Here is a 19,980-nt window from a genome sequence, read left to right on the forward strand (position 1 = left end):
AGACCGTCTGGTCGCGACCGTTGATGGTGATCTGGCCCTTGCCCGGCTTGATCCAGACGCGGGCGATAGCGTTCTTGCGCTTGCCGGTCGCGTAAGAGCGGCCCTGAGCGTCGATCTTCGGCTCACGGACCACCTCTTCGGCGGCCGTGGTGCCGAGGCCCTTCAGGGCGTCGAAGCCGGTGGCTTCCTGCGTGTTGGCTTCGCTCATTACGCGCTCCGCACGTTCTTGGCGTTCAGGTCGGCGAACGCGATGATCTCGGGGTTCTGGGCCTCGTGCGGATGCTCGCCGGCCGCGTAGATGCGCAGGTGCGTCATCTGCTTGCGGGCCAGCGGGCTTTCCTTCGGCAGCATGCGCTCGACAGCCTTCTCGAGCACCCGCTCGGGGTACTTGCCGCCCAGGATCTGGCCCATGGTCCGCTGCTTCACGCCGCCCGGGTGGCCGGTGTGCCAGTGGAAGACCTTGTCGGTCAGCTTCTTGCCGGTGAACTTCACCTTGTCAGCGTTGACGACGACGACGAAGTCGCCGCAGTCCACGTGCGGGGTATAGTCGGGCCGGTGCTTGCCGCGAAGACGCATGGCGATGAACGAAGCCAGGCGGCCGACGACGGCGTCCTGAGCGTCGATCACGATCCACTTCTTCTCGACCTCGGCCGGCTTCAGCGAAGCCGTAGTGCTCTTCAGCATGAGGGTCAGATCCGTAAGTTGGCGGGACCCTTACGCGCCCCGACGTGAGGCGGCGCATATGCGCGACCCGGCCCGACCTTGTCAACCGGTACAAATTTCCCGTCGCCAGTAAACTCGCCGATAATTCAGCCACTTAGCCGACGCGGTATTATTATACCGCACTAAATCCGCCGGACGCGCCACGCGAACGCCACCGCCAGGCAGAGCGTCAGCGCCGCGACGACCTGGTGCGCGAGACCAAGCGCGATTGGCACGCGGGCCATCAGAGTCGCGATGCCGAGCGCCGCCTGGAACACAACGGCGGTGGCGGTCGCGACCGCGAGAAGTTTGGTTTCCCGCGCGAGATAAGACGATCGCCAGGCCCCGGCCCCCGTCGCCACCGCCACAACCAGCAGCAGGTAGGCGAACAGACGGTGATGCAACTGCACAGCCCCCTGGCTGTGGGCGAGCGTCGCCCAGAAACTTTGGCCAGCGTAATCCTCCGGGAGCAGGCGACCATCGAACAGCGGGAAGTCGTTGTAGATGAAGCCCGCATCGTTGCCGGCCACCAGGGCGCCCAGCAGGATTTGCACAAAGATCAGGGCCAGCAGCACCAAGGCGCGCCGTCCCCACGGGCTGGGCAGGGTCTGGCGCGCCCATCCGGCCCAGGCATCCAGCGCCGTCCAGACGAGTGCGCCGAGCAGGGCGAAGGCGAGGCCCAGGTGAACGGTCAGCCGTTCCGGGGCCACGGAGACGCGGTCGACGAGGCCGCTGGCCACCATCCACCATCCGATCAGGCCCTGCAGGCCGCCGAGGACGAAGAGGATGGCAAGTCGGGGAAGCAAGCGCCGCGGAATCTGGCGACGGACCGCGAACCAGACGAACGGTGCGAAAAAGGCGAGCCCGATGACGCGGCCCAACAGCCGGTGCGCCCATTCCCACCAGTAGATGGCCTTGAACTCACCAAGGCTCATGCCGCGATTGACCTGCTCGTACTGCGGGATCTCCTGGTACTGGCGGAACTCGGCCTGCCAGTCGGCCTCGCTCAGCGGCGGAATGGCGCCGGTGACAGGCCTCCACTCGGTTATGGAGAGGCCCGAGTCGGTCAGGCGCGTCGCCCCGCCGACCACGATCATCGCCAGCACGAGGGCGGCCATCGCAAGCAACCAGACAGCGACGGCTGGCGAGCGGTCGGAACGCAGGAACGAGGTCATGGAGCCGGAATTGCGCCGCTTTCAGGCTGAACTTTGGCGCTGGCTAAACGGAAACGCCGGTTCCGTCCACGCCGCGGCGCCGTTATCACGAGGCGATGATCGAAACCGCCCGCGCCCGCAAACTGATCGGCCTGTTCGCTCTCCTGGCGTTCATGGTCGCCTACATCGCTTTGGTCGCGACGGTCGGTGATTATGTGCCGCGCCACTGGGCGGCGCAGCTGGTCTATTATGTCGGGGCTGGCGTCCTGTGGGGCGTGCCGGTGCTCCCCCTGTTCCGCTGGATGAACGCTGGACGCTGACGGCCGGGCCTGGCCCCGGCGTTTGGGGATTGCCGCACGACGGTCACGCCGCCTATAAGGCGCGCCTCGCCGCCGGGCCGCATCGGAGCGTAGCGCAGCCTGGTAGCGCACTTGACTGGGGGTCAAGGGGTCGTGGGTTCGAATCCCGCCGCTCCGACCATCGGCCGGCGGCGAGATTTTCCTCCCTTTTGCAGCAATCATCACATCGCCCACCGAGGTGGTGGTGACGTTTCGACAACTCCCGCGCGAAGTTCATCACCTTCGCAGCGCCCGATGTCCGGTCCAGCCTTGCCGAAAGTGAAAAGCGCCGCTTCGCGCGGGCATGAGATTCGGGGAGAGACGTCGTGTCGGGACTTTACGCTCGTACTTTGCGCAGCCTGCTGATGGCCGGGGGCGCGATCGCCCTCTGCACGACCTCCGCTCAGGCGCAGGACCAGTCCACCGTCGGCGAGATCGTCGTCACCGCCACGAAGATCGCCACGCCGCTAAGCAAGGTGCCGCTGAGCGTCAGCGCCTATAGCCAGGAGTCGATGGACGTGAAGGCGATCCGCGAGATCCGTGATCTGGCGGCCCAAACTCCCGGCCTCGACTTCGCCCAAACGACGGCCAGCGTCGGCGGCTACCGGCTGTCCATCCGCGGCATCGATTCCACTGCCGGCGCGGCTACGACCGCCACCTATGTCGACGAGACGGCGATCCAGGCCCGGAACGCGGCCCTGAACTATTCCGGCACGACCTTCCCGCAGATCTTCGACCTGGAGCGGGTCGAGGTGCTGCGCGGACCGCAGGGCACGCTGTTCGGAGCGTCGGCCCAAGGCGGCGCCGTGCGCTTCATCACCCCGACGCCGAGTCTGACCGACTTCGGCGGCTATGTGCGCGGGATGGTGTCGGCGACGGTCGATGGCGATCCCAGCTACGAATTCGGAGCCGCGATCGGCGGGCCGATCGTGGCCGACAAACTTGGCTTCCGGATCAGCGCAAACCGCAAACACATCGGGGGCTGGGTCGACCGGGTCAGCTGGCAGATCCCTGAGGACAAGTTCGAGAACGTCAACACCGACAAGAGCTGGATCGTCCGCGGAAGCCTCTTGTGGCAGGCGACCGAGAAGCTGAGCATCACGCCGTCGGTCTATTACCAACTGCGGGAAGTCGACGACACGTCGTTCCTCTGGTCGACGCTGTCGAACCTGGAACACGGCCGCTACGTCACCGGCTATGCGAAGGCCCAGCCCTATCGTGACCGCTTCGTGCTGCCGTCGTTGAAGGCGGTATACGACGGCGACGCCGTCACCCTGACCTCGGTGACCGCCTATTACGACCGAGACGTGCGCGAGACCCGCGACCAGAGCAACACCAACTATCGGACGGTTCTGGGCGCCAATTACCTCTATCCCCGGATGCCCGGACGTCGCGAAATCCTGACGATCATGCACCCGCACACCACGCAGCGGGACTTCACGCAGGAAGTCCGGATCAACAACTCCGACCCCGACGCGCGCCTGCGCTGGCAAGCCGGCGTCTACTATTCGCACGGAGTGCTGAAGAGCGATCCCAAGCTGACGGCGCCCGACTTCGCCGACGTTTATCTTTACGCCACCGGCCGCTCGATGCTGACGCGGTACGGCTCGTTGCCGGTCAACGGCATCTACACCTACATGGGCGACGAGAAGACCCAGGAAACGTCGCTGGCGGCGTTCGCGAATGTTGACTTCAAGATCACCGAGCAACTGACGTTGACGGTCGGCGGCCGGATCTCCAAGGACAAGCTCGAGTTCAACGTCCTCGAGCGCGGCGTCGACTACGGCGCCACCGGCCAACAGAGTGCGCAGGGCGAGCTGAAGAACAGCCCGTTCGTCCCCAAGGTCGCCCTCTCCTACCAGGCCAACGACGCCAACCTGTTCTACGCGTCTTACGCCGAGGGCTATCGGACCGGCGGGGTCAACAAGTCGGTGCCCGGCACCTGCGCGGCCGACCTCGCCGTGCTCGGCCTTTCGTCACCGAAGACCTATGAGCCGGATCGCACCAACAGCTATGAGATCGGCTCGAAGAACCGCCTGTTCGGGGGGCGCCTCGAGATGGAGGCCAGCGCCTACTACATCAAATGGAAGAACATCCAGCAGCAGATCCGTCTGCCCTGCCAGTTCAGCCTGGTGGCCAACACGGGCCAGGCGACCAGCAAGGGCTTCGACCTGAACGTCAACGTCGAGCCGACGGACGGCCTGATCCTCAGCGCAGCGGTCGGCTACAACGACTCCGAATACACGAACACCATACTGGTCGGCACGTCGCCGCTTGTGTTCGAGGGCCAGACGCTCGGGGCGACGCCGTGGAGCGCCAACCTGGCGGCCGAGTACCACTGGGCGGTGGGCGAGCACGACGCCTACGTGCGGGCCCAGTACAACGTCCGCGCCGCCGAGCAGAACGGCTTCCCCTACCAGAATCCGATTGCGTCGGTTTACGACCCGACGCGCGTGCCCAGCGAAAAGACTAAGCAGTTGGACCTGCGGGCCGGGATGTCGGTCGCGCAGGCGGATATCTCGGTGTTCATGGAGAACGCCCTGAACGACGCGCCGGCCCTCGACTTCACCCCCGCATATATCCGCGGACCTCTGCAGTACGGACGGACGTTGCGCCCGCGCACGGTCGGCGTGATGGTCACGTCTCGCTTCTGATGAACTTCCTTCAGCCCATGAGCGTCATGCCGATGTCGAAGACCAAAGCCTCCGCCCTGGCCGTCGCGGCCGTCCTCGTCGCCGGGCCGGGCCGGGCCGCCGAGGCGGCGGCCGACCTGGTGATCGTCAACGGCCGGATGCCGACCGTCGCCAGTCCGAACGCCACGGCGCTGGCCGTGCGCGGCGGGCGGATCGTGACGATCGGCACGGACGCCAAGGTCTCCGCGCTGCGGGGGCCGCGGACGCGGGTGATCGACGCCCGCGGGCGGACGGTGCTTCCCGGCTTCAACGACAACCACGTCCACCTCAGCTGGGGCGCGCCGACGCTGTTCATGCCGGACGTCCGCAATGAGAAGAACGTCGCCGGGATCGTGGCGCGGGTGCGGGCCCACGCGGCGGCCAATCCGAACCTCACGTGGGTCGAGGCCGGCGGGTTCGGCTTGGAGCAGATCGAGGGCGGGCGGCCGACGCGGCAGATGCTGGATGCGGCCGTTGCAGACCGGCCGGTCGTGCTGTGGTCGCTCGACCGGCACATGGCCTGGGCCAACTCCAAGGCGCTGGAGCTGGCCGGCGTGACGCGTGAGACGCGGGACCCGCCGCACGGGATCATCGAGCGGGACCCGGCGACCGGCGAGCCGACCGGCTGGTTCAAGGAATTCTCCGCCCTCGACCTGCTGACCAACGCCATGCCGAAGCCGAGCGTCGCCGAGCAGCGCGAGCGGATGACGGCGGCGATGCGCGAGGCGCACAAGTTCGGCGTCACGGCGGTGGCTGAGGCCACGGGCTCGATCGAGGAGTACAAGGTCCTCGACGACATGCAGAAGTCGGGCGACTTGAATCTTCGCGTGACCTATGCCCTGCCCGTCCGGCCCGGGTTCACCGACGCCGACTTCCAGCGCTACCAGACCTTCTGGAAGGCCAATCCGCCGAGCGACACCCTGAAGGCCGGCGCTGTGAAGATGTTCCTGGACGGGGTGCCTCAGGCCCACACCGCCTTCCTGCTGCATCCCTACGGGCCGCAGCCGATGGAGGGGCAGCCGGCCTACGAGCCCTCTGACCTAAAGAAGGAAGTTCGCCGGTTCGACGCCGCCGGGTGGCAGGTCATGATCCACGCCATGGGCGATGCGGCCGTGCGGCTGGCGCTCGATTCCTACGAGGAGGCGGCGAAAGCCAATCCGGCTCCGGCCCGGGGGCGGCGGCATCGGATCGAGCACGTCTTCATCATGGACCCGGTCGACGTGCCGCGGTTCGCCAAGCTGAACGTCATCGCCGCCTACCAGCCCACGGACGTCTTCCTGCCGCCGAGCACCCAGCCGGTTCCGCCGGCCCCGAACAAGCCGCCGCAGGATAGCGCGCGCTGGAACGCCATCCAGGCCGCGAAGGGCCACGCGGCTTTCGGCAGCGACTGGCCGGTCTTCACGATGAACGCCCTGGCGCGGATCTACGCCATCGCCAACAGTCGGCGGGCCGACCAGCGGATGCCGGTGGTTAAGGCGATCGACACCTATACCCGGGAGAGCGCCTACGCGACCTTCGACGACGCCGACCAGGGGGCGTTGGAGCCGGGCAAGTTCGGGGACATTGCGATCCTGTCGCGGGACATCCTGGCCAATCCGCCGACGAAGCCGGAGGACCTGGCCGTCGACATGACGATCTTCAACGGCAAGGTCGTCTACGAGCGGTGAGGATCAGCCCCGGAGCAGGGCGTCCAGCCGCTGCTTCAGGGCCTCCAGCTCGGTGAGGCTGGCGACGAGGCGGTCGCGGGTCGAGGTTTGCGGCTCGACCCGGGCGCCTTCGCCGGCGGCGATCAGATGGCGGGAGCCATGTTCGCGATGCACGCGCTGGACGCCTTTGATCGTATAGCCGTCCTCGTGCAGAAGGCGGCGGACGCCTCGCAGAACGGCGATATCCGAAGGGCGGTAGAAGCGGCGGCCGCCGGCCCGTTTCATCGGGCGGATGAACGAGAATTTGGTCTCCCAGAACCGCAGCACATGCTGCGGCACATTGAGCTCGTCGGCCGCCTCGGAAATCGTCCGAAAGGCTTCCGGACCCTTGGCCATCGGCCTAGCCGGCCTTGCCCGCCGACAGAGCGGCGTCAACGCGCGCCTTCATCACCTGGGAGGCGCGGAAGCCGATGACCCGGCGCGGTTCGATCGCGGCCGGCTCGCCGGTCTTGGGGTTACGGCCCATGCGGGCGCGCTTGGCGCGGACCTGGAATACGCCGAAGCCGGACAGCTTGACCTGTTCCCCACGCTCGAGCGCCAGGGCCATCAGCTCCAGCACACGTTCGACCATTTCGCTGCAGTCCTGCCGCGTCAGGCCAACCTCTTCGTGAACCGCCTCGCAGAGATCGGCTCGCGTCACCGTCGCGCCCTTCATCATCGCCCCGCCCAGTTCCACGCTCAAGTCTGCCATTTGATTGTCCTATTGCGACAAGGACTTCAAGGCTCAGATTACTATGCGCGGTTAAAGACCAGCGATAACGGCCAAGTCAAAACCGAATGACACAGGCGCCCCAGGTCAATCCGCCGCCCATGGCTTCGAGAAGCAGAAGCTGGCCGGGCTGGACACGGCCGTCGGCGACGGCGGCGTCGAGGGCGAGCGGGATCGAGGCGGCGGAGGTGTTGGCGTGCTCGGCGACGGTCGTCACCACCTTGACCTCGTCGATGCCGCAGCGATGCGCGACGCCCTGCAGGATCCGCAGGTTGGCCTGGTGGGGGACGAACCAGTCGACGTCGGCGACCGCGACGCCGGCGTCCGTGGCGGCGGCGCTGATCGCCTCCGAGATGTTGACGACGGCGTGGCGGAACACCTGGTTGCCGAGCATCCGCAGCAGGCCGACCTGGCGGTTGGATGACGGGCCGCCATCGGCGTAAAGCAGGTCCTGCTTGGTCCCGTCGCAGCGCAGGGCGAAGCCCAGGAGGCCGCGATCGGCGGTCGTCCCCTCGCCTTCCCGCGGCTCGACCACCACGGCGCCGGCCCCGTCGCCGAATAGCACGCAGGTGCCGCGATCGGTCCAGTCGAGCAGGCTGCTCATCACCTCGGCGCCGATCACCAGAGCGCACTTCGAGCGACCGGCGGCAACGAGCCCGTCGGCCACCGACAGGGCGTAGACGAAGCCCGAGCACACCGCCTGGACGTCGAAGGCGATGCCGATCGGCGCGCCGAGCTTGCGCTGGACGATGGCGGCCGTGGCCGGGAAGGTCAGGTCAGGGGTGGTGGTGGCGACGATGATCAGGTCGACGTCGGCGGCGGTCCGGCCGGCGGCGGCGAGCGCCTTGCTGGCGGCGGCCACGGCGAGGTCGGAAGTCGCCTCGCCCTCGGCGGCGCGATGGCGGCGGGCGATGCCGGTGCGCTCGCGGATCCACTCGTCGGAGGTGTCGACGATCTGCGCCAGCTCGTCGTTGGTGACCACCCGTTCCGGCAGGTAGCCGCCGACGCCCGTCAAAACGCTTCGCAGCACCTTAGGCAATTCACGCAGCTCCATCGGCGACCGCCGGGCTCGTCTCGGCGAGGGCGGCCGGCAGTCTCGTCATATTGCGTTCGATCTCGGCGGCGAAGTCGCTTTGGGCCAGGTCGGCTGCGACACGTAGCGCCTCGCAGATGTCGCGCTCGCCGGCCCCGCCGTGGCACTTGAGGACGATGCCGTTGAGACCGAGCAGCGGAGCCGCGCCCGGCGGGCTCATGCGCTCGCGGAACTTCTCCAGGGCGCCACGGGCCATCAGGGCCCCAAGACCGGCCATGGCGCTGGAGGTCAGGGCGGTCTTCAGCTCGGAGCGGATCAGGCGCACGGCGCCCTCCATCGCCTTGAGGGCGACGTTGCCGGTGAAGCCGTCGGTGACGACCACGTCGACGACGCCCTTGGTCAGGTCGTCGCCCTCGACGAAGCCGCGGTAGTCGAGGTCGATGCCGCCCTCGCGCAGCACCCGGTGCGCCTCGCGGACCTCTTCGTGGCCCTTCATGTCCTCGGAGCCGACGTTGAGGATGCCGACCGTCGGGCGGGCAGACTTGTGGACGGCGCGATGGAAGGCCTCGCCCATGATCGCGAACTCGACAAGCCGCTCGGCGTCGCAGTCGACGTTGGCGCCGACGTCGAGGAAGGTGACCACGCCCTTCGGCGTCGGAATGCCGGCGACCAAGGCGGGTCGGTCGAGGTCGGCGCTCATCCGCAGGATCAGCTTGGAGACCGCCATCAGGGCGCCGGTGTTGCCGCAGGAGACGGCGGCGGCCGCCTCGCCCTCGCGGACGGCCTCGACGGCGTTCCACATCGAGGTGCCCTTTCCGCGACGCAGGGCCTGGGCGGGCTTTTCGTCCATGGCGACGACGCGCTCGGTGTGGCGCACCTCGACGCGTTCGGCGAGGCCGGACCGTCGCGCCATCTCGGCGCGGATCGCTGTCTCGTCGCCGTGCAGCAGGACGCAGACGTGCGGCGGCAGGCTGCGGATCGCATGGGCGACGCCCGGCACGACCACGGACGGGCCGTGGTCTCCGCCCATGGCGTCGATCGAAATCACCAGTTTCTGGGTCAAAAGGCGGCTGCGGTCCTTCGCCGGCGCGGAATCGTCATCGAAGATACCGCCCGTGCGGCGGCGGTGGCAAACGGCGACGATCTAGCCCTTGGGATCCTTGAGCTTCCTGAGCACGGCGAAGGGCGATTCCTCAACCGTAGGCGGAACGTAGTCGAAGGACGCCCCAGGCTTGCGCGGGAACGGATCGATGGCCAACGACAGGTGCTCGACCAGATAGGCGGCGAGGTCGAGGGTGTCGCCCGCCAGCACGTCCGGCGGGTCGGGCGCGTCCGGGGCCAGCTCAACCTCCTCGCCGTCGTCGGGGGCGGCGTTCGGGCTGTCGGCCGGGACAACCTTGACCTCGATCTCGCCGGAGACGTCCTGTTCGAAGGGCTCCAGGCTGAGGGAGCAGATCTGCTCGACCCGCCCGCGGAAGCGGCCGCGAATCTCCGCGCCGTCGAGCCACGGCGTGACGGTGACGTCCGCCGTCAGGGCCGGCAGGGCGCGAAGGTCCAGGGTTTTGGCGATCCGCGCGCGCTGCTCGGCGTCGGGCTCAAGCTTCGCGGTGACCGGGCCGCGGTCGATCTCGTGCAGCCGCACGGGCCAGGTCCACTCCCCGCTCATGCCGCCCCCCAGGCGACGTCGCCGGCCAGGATGTCGTCGAGCGGCGCCGCCGCCAGGGCGGTCTGCTGAGCGATGGCGTAGCGGGCCAGGGCCGGCGCCTGGGCGGCGTCGCCCTCGGCGTAGACGGTGCGGGCGATCACGGCCTCGAGCTCGCCAGCGTCCGGCAACTGCTCGAAGGCCGCGTGATAGGTCTTCACCCGGCCGAAGAAGGCCTCGCCGAGCTTGCGCATCTTCTTGCCCACCGAGAGGTCCCCGACCCCCATGCCGCGGAGGGCGTCGTCGAGGCCCTTCAGGTAGGTGTCCAGCAGGGCCTGGGAGGTCTCGGCGGCCTGCTCGCCCTGCCCGAGGAGGCGGCGCATGAGCAGGATGACGTGCAGGCTGTAGATCTCGAACCGGCCCTCGACGGTGTCGGGGACGCCGAGACCGGCATAGAGGGCGGGGGTGCGCGCCTGTTGCACCGCCGAGCGGTAGAGCGTCTCCCCGACGGCCTTGGCCGGGCGGGGTCGGAACAGGCGTTGCAGCATCACGGCCTCGTTTTCGCCAGAAGCGGCGGCTAAAGGCGGCATTGAACTAAGCGGCGGCGACGGATAGGTCAAAGCCTGCAACCTGCCAACGGGGCCCAAACTGCACATGTTCCGCCGCGCCGCCTTCGCCGCCGTCGCCCCTGTCTTGCTGGCCGGCGCCCTGCTCGCCAGCTCGGCGTGCGCACCGATCACCACCTATTCCGGCTTCCAGACGGTCGAGGCCGACCCGAAGGACGTTGCGGTGGGCACGGACAGCAAATCGACGGTGCGCGGCAAGCTGGGCTCGCCCTCGGCCACCTCGACGTTCGATCCCAACGTCTGGTTCTACATGAACCAGGTCAAGGAACGCGTCGCCTTCCGCAAGCCGCGCGTAGTGACCCGCAACGTCACCGCCATCAAGTTCAACAAGGAAAGCGAAGTCGTTGAAAGCGTGAACCTTTACACGCTCAAGGACGGCAAGGCGATCGCCTACAACAGCCGTGAGACGCCGACTCGCGGCCGCGAGATGACCGTGCTCGAACAGCTGCTGGGCACGGTCGGCCGCGGCGGCATGCTGCCCAACGACGACGAGGGCGTTCCCGGCAATCGCCCGGGCGACCGCTAGGGGCCGCGCCCTCCCGATTTTGGGCAAAGAAAAACGCCCCGGAGATCGCTCTCCGGGGCGTTTGCTTTAGGCGATGTCGCCGAGGATCAGCCGACCGCGCCGTGGGCCAGCACCGCCAGGAGCAGCAGGGCCACGATGTTGGTGATCTTGATCATCGGGTTCACGGCGGGGCCCGCCGTGTCCTTGTAGGGGTCGCCGACGGTGTCGCCGGTCACCGCCGCCTTGTGCGCGCCGGAGCCCTTGCCGCCGAAGTGGCCCTCTTCGATCAGCTTCTTGGCGTTGTCCCAGGCGCCGCCGCCGCTGGTCATCGAGATGGCGACGAACAGGCCGGTGACGATCACCCCCATCAGCATGGCGCCGAGGGCGGCGAAGGCGTCCGCCTTGCCGGCGATGGCGTTGATGACGAAGAACAGCAGAACCGGGGTCACGACCGGCAGCAGCGACGGCACGATCATCTCGCGGATCGCCGCCTTGGTCAGGATGTCGACGGCGCGGCCGTATTCCGGCTTCACCTCGCCGGTCATGATGCCGGGGTTCTCCTTGAACTGACGCCGGACCTCGGTGACCACGGCCTCCGCCGCCCGGCCGACCGCCGTCATCGACAGGCCGCCGAACAGGAAGGGCAGCAGGCCGCCGAACAGCAGGCCGACCACCACGTAGGGGTTGGACAGGTCGAAGGCGACGGCGCCCAGGCCCTCGAAGAACGAGCCGGGGGCGGCGTTGGCCGAGAAGTACTTCAGGTCCTCGGTGTAGGCCGCGAACAGCACCAGGGCGCCGAGACCGGCCGATCCGATCGCATAGCCCTTGGTCACCGCCTTGGTGGTGTTGCCGACCGCGTCGAGGGCGTCGGTGGAGACGCGCACTTCCGGCGGCAGGCCGGCCATTTCGGCAATGCCGCCGGCGTTGTCGGTGACGGGACCGAAGGCGTCGAGGGCGACGATGAAGCCAGCCAGCGACAGCATAGCGGTCGTGGCGATGGCGATGCCGAACAGGCCGGCGAGGCCATAGGTCACGATGATGCCGACGATGATCACCAGCGCCGGCAGGGCGGTGGATTCCAGCGACATGGCCAGGCCCTGGATGACGTTGGTGCCGTGACCGGAGACCGACGCCTTGGCCACCGACTTCACCGGGCGGAAGTTGGTGCCGGTGTAGTATTCGGTGATCACCACGATGGCGGCGGTCACGATGAGGCCGACGACGCCGCACCAGAAGAGGTCCATGGCCCCGAAGGTCGTGCCGTCGGCCAGCGTGACCGCGCCGGGCACTAGCGCGTCGGTGACGAACCACAGCGCCGCCAGGGACGTGACGCCGGTGACGATGAGGCCCTGATAGAGAGCGCCCATGATGTTGCGGCTCTTGCCCAGGCGCACGAAGAAGGTGCCGAGGATCGAGGTGACGATGCAGGCCCCGCAGATCGCCAGCGGGAGCAGCATCATGTCGAATTCGAAGCCGGTGCCGCGGAAGAAGATCGCCGCCAGGACCATGGTCGCGACCGTGGTCACGGCGTAGGTCTCGAAGAGGTCGGCGGCCATGCCGGCGCAGTCGCCGACGTTGTCGCCGACGTTGTCGGCGATGGTCGCCGCGTTGCGCGGGTCGTCTTCCGGAATGCCGGCCTCGACCTTGCCGACCATGTCGCCACCGACGTCCGCGCCCTTGGTGAAGATCCCGCCGCCGAGACGGGCGAAGATCGAGATCAGGGAGGCGCCGAAGCCGAGCGCGACGAGGCTGTCGATGACTTCGCGGCTGGTGGCCTCAAGCCCGAGCGGCCCGGTGAGAAGGGCGAAGTAGCCGGCGACGCCCAGGAGCGCGAAGCCCGCCACGAGCATGCCGGTGACCGCGCCGGAGCGGAAGGCCAGCGACAGGCCGCGCTCCAGGCTTTCCGACGCCGCCTGGGCGGTGCGGACGTTGGCCCGGACCGAGATCAGCATGCCGGCGAAACCCGCGAGGCCCGAGAGCACCGCGCCGATGGCGAAACCGATGGCCGCATATTGGCCGATCAACAGGGCGACGATCACGAGGATCACGACGCCGACGAGGCCGATGGTGGTGTATTGCCGCTTCAGATAAGCCTGCGCGCCTTCCTGGATGGCGGCGGCGATCTCCTGCATCCGGGCCGAACCGGCCGATGCCTTCAACAACGCACCCGTCTGAACTGCCCCGTAAAGGACGGCCAGCAAGCCGGCGATGATCACCAGCGTAAGCGTACTCATGTGTCGCGTACCCCTTGCGTGTTGCGCGGAAGGGACCGCCTGCGGCTTCCGATTAGAGGAAAGACCGCCGGTTCCGCCCCAACCCCTTGGTTTCCCCCTTGATCGGGACGGACATTCGCGCGCCGCCCCTGAACAGACGAAGCGACACTGCCAAGGAAACCAGGGCCGCGCAACGGCCCATAACGCGGGTCTCTTTGAGGGTCAGACGGTTGGGCCGCGCGGGGTCGCCGCCGGGCGCGGCGGACCAGGAACGCGCCGGCGCGGCGCCTGGGAGGTGACGACGACCGACTTGATGACGCCGGGGCCGGTGATGCCGGTCGCCTCGCGCGACAGGGCGGCGATCAGGCGGGCCTCGTCGAGCTTCTGGTAGTCGTCCTTTCGGCCGAACGGGGCGCGGTGGCCGGCGCGGACCAGGGCGTCGCGGAAATAGGGCTCCTTGGCCCGCCAGTTGGCGGCGTTGGCCTTGGCCGTGAGGTTGATGCGGACGTAGACGAAGACATAGTTCACGAGCTGGCCGTCGGCCACGATCGGCAGCCCGACCGGCGCGAGGTCGACGTATTGGCCGGCGTCGGTCTTCGGCGCCTCCCCGCCCCCGCCGCCGGCGGCGAGGGCCGGGGTGGCGCCGAGAATCGGGGCTGCCAAGAGAATCAGGACAGCAGCGAGGATGGTGCGCATCATGGCGTGAGGATGCGCCGGACGGGTTGAGGGTCCGTGAAGACCTCAGTCCATTTAGGCGTCCCGAAGAACAGTGGTATTCTGCGCCAGTAGCTGCGGGAGGACGAGGCCATGCTTACCCGACGTCAGACAGCCGGTCTGTTGGCGGCCAGCGCCGCGTTCACGCCGATCAGCTGGGCCCGGGCCCAGGAGACCGCGCCCGAGGCATCGGACGATCCCAACGCGCCGCCGACCGTGTTGCAGGCCGAGGAGAGCCGCTATGACCACCTGCTGGCGCCGGTGACCGTCAACGGCCAGGGCCCGTTCCACTTCCTGCTGGACACCGGGGCGAACACCTCCTGCGTCTCGCAGCGGCTGATCGACAAGCTCGATCTGCAACCCGGCCCGCCGACCCGGGTGCACACCGTCGTCGGGGCGCGGATGCGGCCGAGCGTGCTGCTGGACACGCTGAAGGTCGGGGCGCGCGACCGCCGGCGGGTGCGGACGCCGACCCTGCCGATCCACGGCGCCGAGGTCGATGGCGTGCTGGGCGTCGACTGGCTGAAGGGCCAGCGGCTGTCGCTGGATTTCCGCAAGAACCTGATCGAGATCACCAAATCGCAGGCCGACACCTCGTCCGAGGGGGTGATCGTGGTCGCCGCGCGCCGCCGGCTCGGCCAGCTCACCATCGTCGACGCCGACCTCGGCAGCGAGCGGATCAGCGCGATGATCGATTCGGGCGCGCACCTGTCGATGTGCAACGCGCCGCTGCGCGAGCTCGTGCTGGCCAAGGAGCGCGGCCGCGGGCTGGTGCGGCCGCCGCAGATCATCCGCATGGAGACCCTGGCGGGCGAGCCGTTCCAGGGGGAGCTGTTCTTCCTGCCGTTCCTGCGGCTCGGCGGTCTGCACCTGGGGAACGTGCCGGTGGCCTATGCCGACATGCACATCTTCGACATCTGGGGCCTGCGCGACCAGCCAGCCCTGGTGCTGGGCCTCGACCTCCTGAAGCAGTTCGGCCAGGTCGCGCTCGACTTCGGCCGCTCGCGGGTGCGGTTCGACATCGCCTAGTTCGGCCGACCCTTGCGTTTGCCGCCGGCAGCCGGCGGGCCGCCCTTCGGCCGCGCGCCCTTGGGCGGCGGGCCGCGGCGCGGCGGACCCTCGCCCGACGGACCGTTCTGGGGCGGGCCGTTCCGGGCCGGACCGTTCCGAGGCGGCCCGCCGCGGGGCGGGCCCTTGCGGGGCGGACCGCCGCGGCCCGGCGGCCGCGAGGGTCCCGCCGTCGGCGGACCCGCGGGCTCGATGCGGATGTCGCCCTCGGCCGCGGTCTTGATGGCGGCCCGGAAGCGGTCCTCGGCGTCGGGGGCGATCTCGAACTTGGTCTCGCGGTCGAAGATGCGGATCTGGCCGACGTCCTTTTTGGTGACGTGGCCGAGGCGGCAGATCAGCGGCAGCAGCCACTTCGGGTCGGCGTTGTTGGAGCGGCCGATCGGCAGGCGGAACCAGGCGGCGTCGCCAGCCATGTCCCCGCCGGGTTCGGCGCGGCGCATCGGGCGGGGTCCAGGCGGCGCAGCGGCCTGGCCGTCGTCGAACAGCTCTTCCGGCGACGGCAGGCGCGAGCGGTAGAGCCGGACCAGGGCCGCGGCGACGGCCTCGGGGTTGCTGCCTTCGAGGATCTTGCGTCCGAGGGCCAGGTCGTCCTCGGCAGGCGCCTCGGCCAGCAGGGGGTCTTCCAGCAGCCGGGTCTGGTCCCGTTCGCGGATCTCGTCGGCGGTCGGCGGGCCAGACCACTGGACATCGACGCCGGCCGAGTTGATGAGCAGCTCGGCCTTGCGGCGCTTGTTGTAGGGGACCAGCAGCACCGAGACGCCCTTGCGCCCGGCCCGGCCGGTGCGGCCGCTGCGGTGGAGCAAGGCGGCCTTGCTCTGCGGCAGCTCGGCGTGGATGACCAGGGACAGCTCCGGCAGGTCGAGGCCGCGGGCGGCGACGTCGGTGGCGACGCAGGCGCGGGCGTGGCCGTCGCGCAGGGCCTGAAGGGCGTCGGAGCGCTCCTTCTGGCCCATCTCCCCGGACAGGGCGACGGCGGCGAAGCCGCGCTCACGCAGGGCCGAGTGCAGGCGGCGGACGGCTTCGCGGGTGGCGCAGAAGATCAGCGCCCCGGGGGCCTCGAAATAACGCAGCAGGTTGACGACCGCGTGCTCGACCTCGTTGGGGGCGACGCGGACGGCGCGGTGCTCGATGTCGCCGTGCGGCTCGTCGCGGCGGATGGTGTCGATGCGGTGGGCCTCGCGCTGGTAGCGGCGGGCGAGGACGACGATCTCACGGGCGATGGTGGCCGAGAACAGCAGGGTGCGGCGCTCGATCGGCGTGGAATCGAGGATCTCCTCGAGGTCCTCGCGGAAGCCGAGGTCGAGCATCTCGTCGGCCTCGTCGAGGACGACGACGCGCAGGACCGAGGGATCGAGGGCGCCGCGCTCCAGGTGATCGCGCAGGCGGCCGGGGGTGCCGACGACGATGTGGCAGCCGGCCGCCAGGGCGCGCTGCTCGCGGCGCGGATCCATGCCGCCGACGCAGGTGGCGACGACAGCCCCGGCGTCGGCGTAGAGCCAGGTCAGCTCGCGGCTGACCTGCAGGGCGAGCTCGCGGGTCGGGGCGATGCAGAGGGCGAGCGGGGCGCCCGGAGCGTCGAACCGCTCCGCCTCGCCGAGCAGGGCGTGGGCGGCGGCGAGGCCGAAGGCGACGGTCTTGCCGGACCCGGTCTGGGCCGAGACCAGCAGGTCCTTGTCGATGGGGGCGTCCATCACCGCGGCCTGGACCGGCGTCGGCTGTTCGTAGCCCTGCGAGGCGAGCGCGCGGGCCAGGGCGGGATGGGCGGTTTCGAAGGTCATGGGATCAGTCAGTACTCAAAGGATGGCGCCAGCCCCCGGGGCCGGGGTCGAGCGGGCGGTCGCCGAGGCGCACCTTGCACCCCTGCCCGGCCCGGAAATCGCCGATGATGGTGAAGCCGGCCGGCGTCGGCCGGTCGGGGGGAATAGCACATACCACTTCATAGTCATCGCCGCCCGTGGCGAGGCGTAGCAGGGCGGCGGCGGCGTCGGGCTGGGCCTCCAGCCAGGTGGCGGCGGATTTCGACAGCGGCAGGCGCGCGAGGTCGATGTCGAGCGCGACGCCGCTGGCCGCACCGAGGTGGCCGGCGTCGGCGACCAGGCCGTCGGAGACGTCGGCGGCGGCGGAGGCGCAGGCGCGCAGGCCGGCCCGCAGGTCGAGCCTGGGGCGCGGCAGGCGGTAGCGGGCGGCGAGGTGGCCGTCGGGATCGTCCACCTCGCGGCGCACGGCGGCGAGGCCGAGGACGCCGTCGCCGATCGTGCCGCTGACGGCTAGGCGGTCTCCGGGGGAAGCCCCGGCCCGGCGGATCATCCGGCCCTCCGGGACCCAGCCGAGGGCGGTCAGGCTGGCGGTGAAGGGCCCGGGGGTGGTGACGGTGTCGCCGCCGAGCAGCGGCAGGGCGAAGGCCTCGAGATCGGCGGCGAGGCCCTGGGCGAAGCGCTCGCGGTCGCGGGCGGTGTAGGCCTTGGGCCAGGCGACGGCCAGGAAGGCGCCGACGGGCTCGGCGCCCTTGGCGGCCAGGTCGGACAGGTTCACCCGCACGAGCTTGCGGGCGATCAGGTCGGGCGCCTCGCCGAGCGGGACATGGACGCCCTCGACGAGCGCGTCCTTGGTGACCACGAGGTCGAAGCCCGGGCGGCCGGGGACGACGGCGGCGTCGTCCTGAAGACCGAAGGCGCCGGCCGCGCCGCCGGTCAGCGGGCGGAACAGGCGGGCGATCTCGCCGAACTCGCCAGGATCGTCAGGTCCGGACATCCTGCGCCACGGCGTCGAGCGCCCCGTTGACGAAGCCGGGCTCCGGCCCCTCGAAGAACGACTTGGCGAGCTCGACGTACTCGTCGATCACCACCTCGACCGGCACGTCGTGGCGGCGGGCGAGCTCGAAGGCGCCGGCCCGCAGGATGGCGCGGACGGTGGCGTCGATGCGCTCCAGCTTCCAGCCCTGGGCCAGGCGGCGGGCGATCGCGGCGTCAATGGCCTTCTGCTCGCCGACGACGCCGCGCACGAGGTCGGCGAAGAAGGCTTCGTCGGCGCCGGCCAGGGTCATGTCCTCGACGTCGCGATCGAAGCGATGGTCAGCGAACTCGCGGATGACGGCCTCGGCGCCGACGGCGGAGACCTCCATCTGGTAGAGCGCCTGGACGGCGGCGAGACGGGCGACGGAACGGGCCTGGCGCGGCGTGCTCATCGCCTGCCGCCCTGGAGCTGACGGCGCAGTTCGATCATCGAGAGCGCGGCCCGCGCGGCCCCGCCGCCCTTGTCGCCCTCGCTCATGCGGGCGCGGGCCCAGGCCTGGTCCTCGTCCTCGACGGTCAGGACGCCGTTGCCGATCGCAAGGCGCTTGGAGACGCTGAGGTCCATGATGCCGCGCGCGCTCTCGTTCGAGACGATCTCGAAGTGGTAGGTCTCGCCGCGGATCACCGTTCCGAGGGCGACGTAGCCGTCGAACCGGGCGCCGCGGTGGCCGCCCTCTTCGGCGAAGGCGATAGCGGCGGGGATTTCGAGGGCGCCCGGGACGGTGACGACCTCATACTCGGCGCCGAAGGCGCGAAGGGCGTCGGCGGCGCCGGCCAGCAGGGCGTCGGCGAGGTCGTCGTAGAAGCGGGCTTCGACGATCAGGATGCGGATAGGCTCGTCAGTCATCGCGCTCCCTTTAGGCCGTTTCGCGCCAGCGGGCGAGATAGCGCGCGAGCATATCGATCTCGAGATTGACGCGGACCCCGGGCGCGAGCCGGCCGAGGGTGGTCACCTCCCAGGTGTGCGGGATCAGGTTGACGCCGAAGACGTCGTCCTCGACCTCGTTGACGGTCAGGGAAACGCCCTCGACGGTGATCGAGCCCTTGGGGGCTATATAGCGGTGCAGCGGGCGGGGGGCGCGGATGCGGACCCGGTGCGAGCCGCCCTCCTCCGCCACCGACAGCACCTCGCCGACGCCGTCGACGTGGCCGGAGACGATGTGGCCGCCAAGCTCGTCGCCGACACGGGCGGCGCGCTCCAGGTTTACCGGCCGGCCGACGGTCCATTCGTCGAGGGTGGTGACGGCGAGCGTCTCGCCGGACACCTCGACGGCGAACCATCCCTGGCCCTTTTCGACCACGGTCAGGCAGCAGCCGGCGTGGGCGATGGAGGCCCCGATGTCGACGGTGGAAAGGTCGAAGGCGGTGTCGATCTCGAACCGGCGGTCGCGGTCGGTCTGGCGCACCGCGCGGACGCGGCCGACGTCGGTGACGATGCCGGTGAACATTCAGATCCTCTCGTAGCGTTCCCAAAGGTCGTCGCCGGATTCGCGGACCTCGGTGCGGCGGAAATGGGGGGTGTCGACAAGCGTGGCAACAGCCAGGGCGCCGATGGCCGGCCGCCCCTCCCCGCCGATGACGATCGGCGCGCGGAACCACTCCAGGGCGTCGACGAGCCCGCAGCGCAGGAACGAGCCGGCGACCTGGCCACCGCCCTCGACGAACAGGCGCGAGAGGCCTTCGGCGGCGAGGGCGTGGACGACCGACTTCAGCTCCGGCCGATCCTCGCCGACGGCGCGGGCGGTGAGCACCCGAACCCCGGCCTCGGTCAGGGCAGCGTCGGGATCGCCGACTGCGACGACATAGGTGGGGACATCGCGGGCGGTGCGGACCAGCTTGCACTCAGGCGAGAGGCGCTGGCGGCTGTCGAGGACGACGCGGGCCGGCTGACGGCCGTTGTAGCCTGGCAGGCGGACAGTGAGCTCCGGATCGTCGGCAAGCGCGGTCTCGGCCCCGATCAGCACGGCGTCATGGTCGGCGCGCAGGCGATGGACGGCCTGGCGGGAGATCTCTCCGGTGATCCAGCGGCTTTCGCCCGAGGCCGTGGCGATGCGCCCGTCGAGGGAGGTGGCGAGCTTGAGGGTGACGGTCATCGGCCCTGGCCTT

Annotated in this window: 22 protein-coding genes and 1 tRNA gene; 6 read left to right on the forward strand and 17 right to left on the reverse strand. The window is 69.5% G+C overall.

The window, feature by feature from the left end:
* The 3 genes from rpsI to ACILRF_RS01755 form a co-directional block, all read right to left on the reverse strand.
* Window positions 1-208, reverse strand: a 208-nt coding sequence (rpsI, locus tag ACILRF_RS01745) for a 30S ribosomal protein S9 (protein ID WP_395670542.1), incomplete at its 3' end; no start/stop codon positions are given.
* Window positions 208-681, reverse strand: a complete 474-nt coding sequence (rplM, locus tag ACILRF_RS01750) for a 50S ribosomal protein L13 (RefSeq protein ID WP_395670579.1) — start codon at window positions 679-681, stop codon at window positions 208-210. The genes rpsI and rplM, both read right to left, overlap by 1 nt.
* Window positions 682-845: 164 nt before the next feature.
* A complete protein-coding gene (locus tag ACILRF_RS01755) occupies window positions 846-1,877 on the reverse strand; it encodes a COX15/CtaA family protein (protein ID WP_395670543.1) in 1,032 nt (343 codons plus the stop codon).
* 95 nt (window positions 1,878-1,972) lie between these two features.
* Here ACILRF_RS01755 and ACILRF_RS01760 point away from each other — a divergent pair, with 95 nt between their 5' ends.
* The 4 genes from ACILRF_RS01760 (at window position 1,973) to ACILRF_RS01775 (ending at window position 6,533) form a co-directional block, all read left to right on the forward strand.
* Window positions 1,973-2,176, forward strand: coding sequence for a DUF2842 domain-containing protein (locus ACILRF_RS01760; protein WP_395670544.1), 204 nt, complete (start codon window positions 1,973-1,975; stop codon window positions 2,174-2,176).
* Window positions 2,177-2,259: 83 nt separating this feature from the next.
* Window positions 2,260-2,336: transfer RNA gene (locus tag ACILRF_RS01765), tRNA-Pro, on the forward strand.
* Between the two features lie 184 nt (window positions 2,337-2,520).
* Entirely contained in the window at window positions 2,521-4,848 is a 2,328-nt protein-coding gene (locus ACILRF_RS01770) for a TonB-dependent receptor (RefSeq protein ID WP_395670545.1), read from the forward strand.
* 32 nt (window positions 4,849-4,880) lie between these two features.
* Window positions 4,881-6,533 carry an amidohydrolase gene (locus tag ACILRF_RS01775; RefSeq protein ID WP_395670546.1) on the forward strand — a complete coding sequence of 551 codons (1,653 nt, stop codon included), beginning with the start codon at window positions 4,881-4,883 and terminating at the stop codon, window positions 6,531-6,533.
* A gap of 3 nt (window positions 6,534-6,536) precedes the next feature.
* Here ACILRF_RS01775 and ACILRF_RS01780 read toward each other — a convergent pair whose 3' ends face one another.
* From ACILRF_RS01780 to ACILRF_RS01805, 6 genes are all read right to left on the reverse strand, one after another.
* Window positions 6,537-6,908 carry a MerR family transcriptional regulator gene (locus ACILRF_RS01780; protein ID WP_395670547.1) on the reverse strand — a complete coding sequence of 124 codons (372 nt, stop codon included), beginning with the start codon at window positions 6,906-6,908 and terminating at the stop codon, window positions 6,537-6,539.
* Between the two features lie 4 nt (window positions 6,909-6,912).
* A complete protein-coding gene (locus tag ACILRF_RS01785) occupies window positions 6,913-7,227 on the reverse strand; it encodes an integration host factor subunit alpha (protein ID WP_395670580.1) in 315 nt (104 codons plus the stop codon).
* 112 nt (window positions 7,228-7,339) lie between these two features.
* A complete protein-coding gene (locus ACILRF_RS01790; protein WP_395670548.1) occupies window positions 7,340-8,335 on the reverse strand; it encodes a beta-ketoacyl-ACP synthase III in 996 nt (331 codons plus the stop codon).
* Entirely contained in the window at window positions 8,322-9,377 is a 1,056-nt protein-coding gene (gene plsX, locus ACILRF_RS01795) for a phosphate acyltransferase PlsX (RefSeq protein WP_395670549.1), read from the reverse strand. The genes ACILRF_RS01790 and plsX overlap by 14 nt, the downstream gene beginning before the upstream one ends.
* Window positions 9,378-9,458: 81 nt before the next feature.
* Window positions 9,459-9,980 (reverse strand): YceD family protein, encoded by a 522-nt coding sequence (locus ACILRF_RS01800; RefSeq protein WP_395670550.1) that lies wholly within the window; start codon window positions 9,978-9,980, stop codon window positions 9,459-9,461.
* A complete protein-coding gene (locus ACILRF_RS01805; RefSeq protein WP_395670551.1) occupies window positions 9,977-10,504 on the reverse strand; it encodes a ubiquinol-cytochrome C chaperone family protein in 528 nt (175 codons plus the stop codon). The genes ACILRF_RS01800 and ACILRF_RS01805 overlap by 4 nt, the downstream gene beginning before the upstream one ends.
* A 106-nt stretch (window positions 10,505-10,610) precedes the next feature.
* Between ACILRF_RS01805 and ACILRF_RS01810 the strand changes: the two genes are divergently transcribed.
* Window positions 10,611-11,108 (forward strand): outer membrane protein assembly factor BamE, encoded by a 498-nt coding sequence (locus ACILRF_RS01810; RefSeq protein WP_395670552.1) that lies wholly within the window; start codon window positions 10,611-10,613, stop codon window positions 11,106-11,108.
* An 86-nt stretch (window positions 11,109-11,194) separates the two neighbouring features.
* Here the strand turns inward: ACILRF_RS01810 and ACILRF_RS01815 are convergent, their stop codons facing one another.
* Both ACILRF_RS01815 and ACILRF_RS01820 read right to left on the reverse strand, forming a co-directional pair.
* Window positions 11,195-13,321 carry a sodium-translocating pyrophosphatase gene (locus ACILRF_RS01815; protein ID WP_395670553.1) on the reverse strand — a complete coding sequence of 709 codons (2,127 nt, stop codon included), beginning with the start codon at window positions 13,319-13,321 and terminating at the stop codon, window positions 11,195-11,197.
* A 201-nt stretch (window positions 13,322-13,522) separates the two neighbouring features.
* Complete coding sequence (locus ACILRF_RS01820) at window positions 13,523-13,996, reverse strand: hypothetical protein (protein ID WP_395670554.1); 474 nt, start codon at window positions 13,994-13,996, stop codon at window positions 13,523-13,525.
* Window positions 13,997-14,107: 111 nt separating this feature from the next.
* Here ACILRF_RS01820 and ACILRF_RS01825 point away from each other — a divergent pair, with 111 nt between their 5' ends.
* Window positions 14,108-15,043 carry a retroviral-like aspartic protease family protein gene (locus ACILRF_RS01825; protein ID WP_395670555.1) on the forward strand — a complete coding sequence of 312 codons (936 nt, stop codon included), beginning with the start codon at window positions 14,108-14,110 and terminating at the stop codon, window positions 15,041-15,043.
* Here ACILRF_RS01825 and ACILRF_RS01830 read toward each other — a convergent pair.
* From ACILRF_RS01830 to ACILRF_RS01855, 6 genes are read right to left on the reverse strand one after another with little or no spacing between them, the layout of a single operon-like run.
* A complete protein-coding gene (locus ACILRF_RS01830) occupies window positions 15,040-16,860 on the reverse strand; it encodes a DEAD/DEAH box helicase (RefSeq protein ID WP_395670556.1) in 1,821 nt (606 codons plus the stop codon). The genes ACILRF_RS01825 and ACILRF_RS01830 overlap by 4 nt on opposite strands.
* A 4-nt stretch (window positions 16,861-16,864) precedes the next feature.
* Window positions 16,865-17,833, reverse strand: a complete 969-nt coding sequence (gene thiL / locus ACILRF_RS01835; protein WP_395670557.1) for a thiamine-phosphate kinase — start codon at window positions 17,831-17,833, stop codon at window positions 16,865-16,867.
* Complete coding sequence (gene nusB / locus ACILRF_RS01840) at window positions 17,820-18,266, reverse strand: transcription antitermination factor NusB (protein WP_395670558.1); 447 nt, start codon at window positions 18,264-18,266, stop codon at window positions 17,820-17,822. The genes thiL and nusB overlap by 14 nt, the downstream gene beginning before the upstream one ends.
* Complete coding sequence (locus ACILRF_RS01845) at window positions 18,263-18,721, reverse strand: 6,7-dimethyl-8-ribityllumazine synthase (protein WP_395670559.1); 459 nt, start codon at window positions 18,719-18,721, stop codon at window positions 18,263-18,265. Before ACILRF_RS01845 ends, nusB begins: the two co-directional genes overlap by 4 nt.
* A 10-nt stretch (window positions 18,722-18,731) precedes the next feature.
* Window positions 18,732-19,322 carry a riboflavin synthase gene (locus tag ACILRF_RS01850; protein ID WP_395670560.1) on the reverse strand — a complete coding sequence of 197 codons (591 nt, stop codon included), beginning with the start codon at window positions 19,320-19,322 and terminating at the stop codon, window positions 18,732-18,734.
* Window positions 19,323-19,967 carry a RibD family protein gene (locus tag ACILRF_RS01855; RefSeq protein WP_395670561.1) on the reverse strand — a complete coding sequence of 215 codons (645 nt, stop codon included), beginning with the start codon at window positions 19,965-19,967 and terminating at the stop codon, window positions 19,323-19,325.
* Window positions 19,968-19,980: the final 13 nt, after the last annotated feature.

Source organism: Phenylobacterium sp. (genome assembly GCF_044236515.1).
In the GTDB taxonomy this organism is placed as follows: Bacteria; Pseudomonadota; Alphaproteobacteria; order Caulobacterales; family Caulobacteraceae; genus Phenylobacterium.

Bases quoted from the DNA above. Each gene is read 5' to 3' on its own strand.
- ACILRF_RS01755 (WP_395670543.1), bottom strand. From the start codon at position 1,877: ATGACCTCGTTCCTGCGTTCCGACCGCTCGCCAGCCGTCGCTGTCTGG.
- ACILRF_RS01760 (WP_395670544.1), top strand. From the start codon at position 1,973: ATGATCGAAACCGCCCGCGCCCGCAAACTGATCGGCCTGTTCGCTCTC.
- ACILRF_RS01775 (WP_395670546.1), top strand. From the start codon at position 4,881: ATGTCGAAGACCAAAGCCTCCGCCCTGGCCGTCGCGGCCGTCCTCGTC.
- ACILRF_RS01780 (WP_395670547.1), bottom strand. From the start codon at position 6,908: ATGGCCAAGGGTCCGGAAGCCTTTCGGACGATTTCCGAGGCGGCCGAC.
- ACILRF_RS01785 (WP_395670580.1), bottom strand. From the start codon at position 7,227: ATGAAGGGCGCGACGGTGACGCGAGCCGATCTCTGCGAGGCGGTTCAC.
- ACILRF_RS01790 (WP_395670548.1), bottom strand. From the start codon at position 8,335: ATGGAGCTGCGTGAATTGCCTAAGGTGCTGCGAAGCGTTTTGACGGGC.
- ACILRF_RS01800 (WP_395670550.1), bottom strand. From the start codon at position 9,980: ATGAGCGGGGAGTGGACCTGGCCCGTGCGGCTGCACGAGATCGACCGC.
- ACILRF_RS01805 (WP_395670551.1), bottom strand. From the start codon at position 10,504: ATGCTGCAACGCCTGTTCCGACCCCGCCCGGCCAAGGCCGTCGGGGAG.
- ACILRF_RS01810 (WP_395670552.1), top strand. From the start codon at position 10,611: ATGTTCCGCCGCGCCGCCTTCGCCGCCGTCGCCCCTGTCTTGCTGGCC.
- ACILRF_RS01815 (WP_395670553.1), bottom strand. From the start codon at position 13,321: ATGAGTACGCTTACGCTGGTGATCATCGCCGGCTTGCTGGCCGTCCTT.
- ACILRF_RS01820 (WP_395670554.1), bottom strand. From the start codon at position 13,996: ATGCGCACCATCCTCGCTGCTGTCCTGATTCTCTTGGCAGCCCCGATT.
- ACILRF_RS01825 (WP_395670555.1), top strand. From the start codon at position 14,108: ATGCTTACCCGACGTCAGACAGCCGGTCTGTTGGCGGCCAGCGCCGCG.
- ACILRF_RS01830 (WP_395670556.1), bottom strand. From the start codon at position 16,860: ATGACCTTCGAAACCGCCCATCCCGCCCTGGCCCGCGCGCTCGCCTCG.
- thiL (WP_395670557.1), bottom strand. From the start codon at position 17,833: ATGTCCGGACCTGACGATCCTGGCGAGTTCGGCGAGATCGCCCGCCTG.
- nusB (WP_395670558.1), bottom strand. From the start codon at position 18,266: ATGAGCACGCCGCGCCAGGCCCGTTCCGTCGCCCGTCTCGCCGCCGTC.
- ACILRF_RS01845 (WP_395670559.1), bottom strand. From the start codon at position 18,721: ATGACTGACGAGCCTATCCGCATCCTGATCGTCGAAGCCCGCTTCTAC.
- ACILRF_RS01850 (WP_395670560.1), bottom strand. From the start codon at position 19,322: ATGTTCACCGGCATCGTCACCGACGTCGGCCGCGTCCGCGCGGTGCGC.
- ACILRF_RS01855 (WP_395670561.1), bottom strand. From the start codon at position 19,967: ATGACCGTCACCCTCAAGCTCGCCACCTCCCTCGACGGGCGCATCGCC.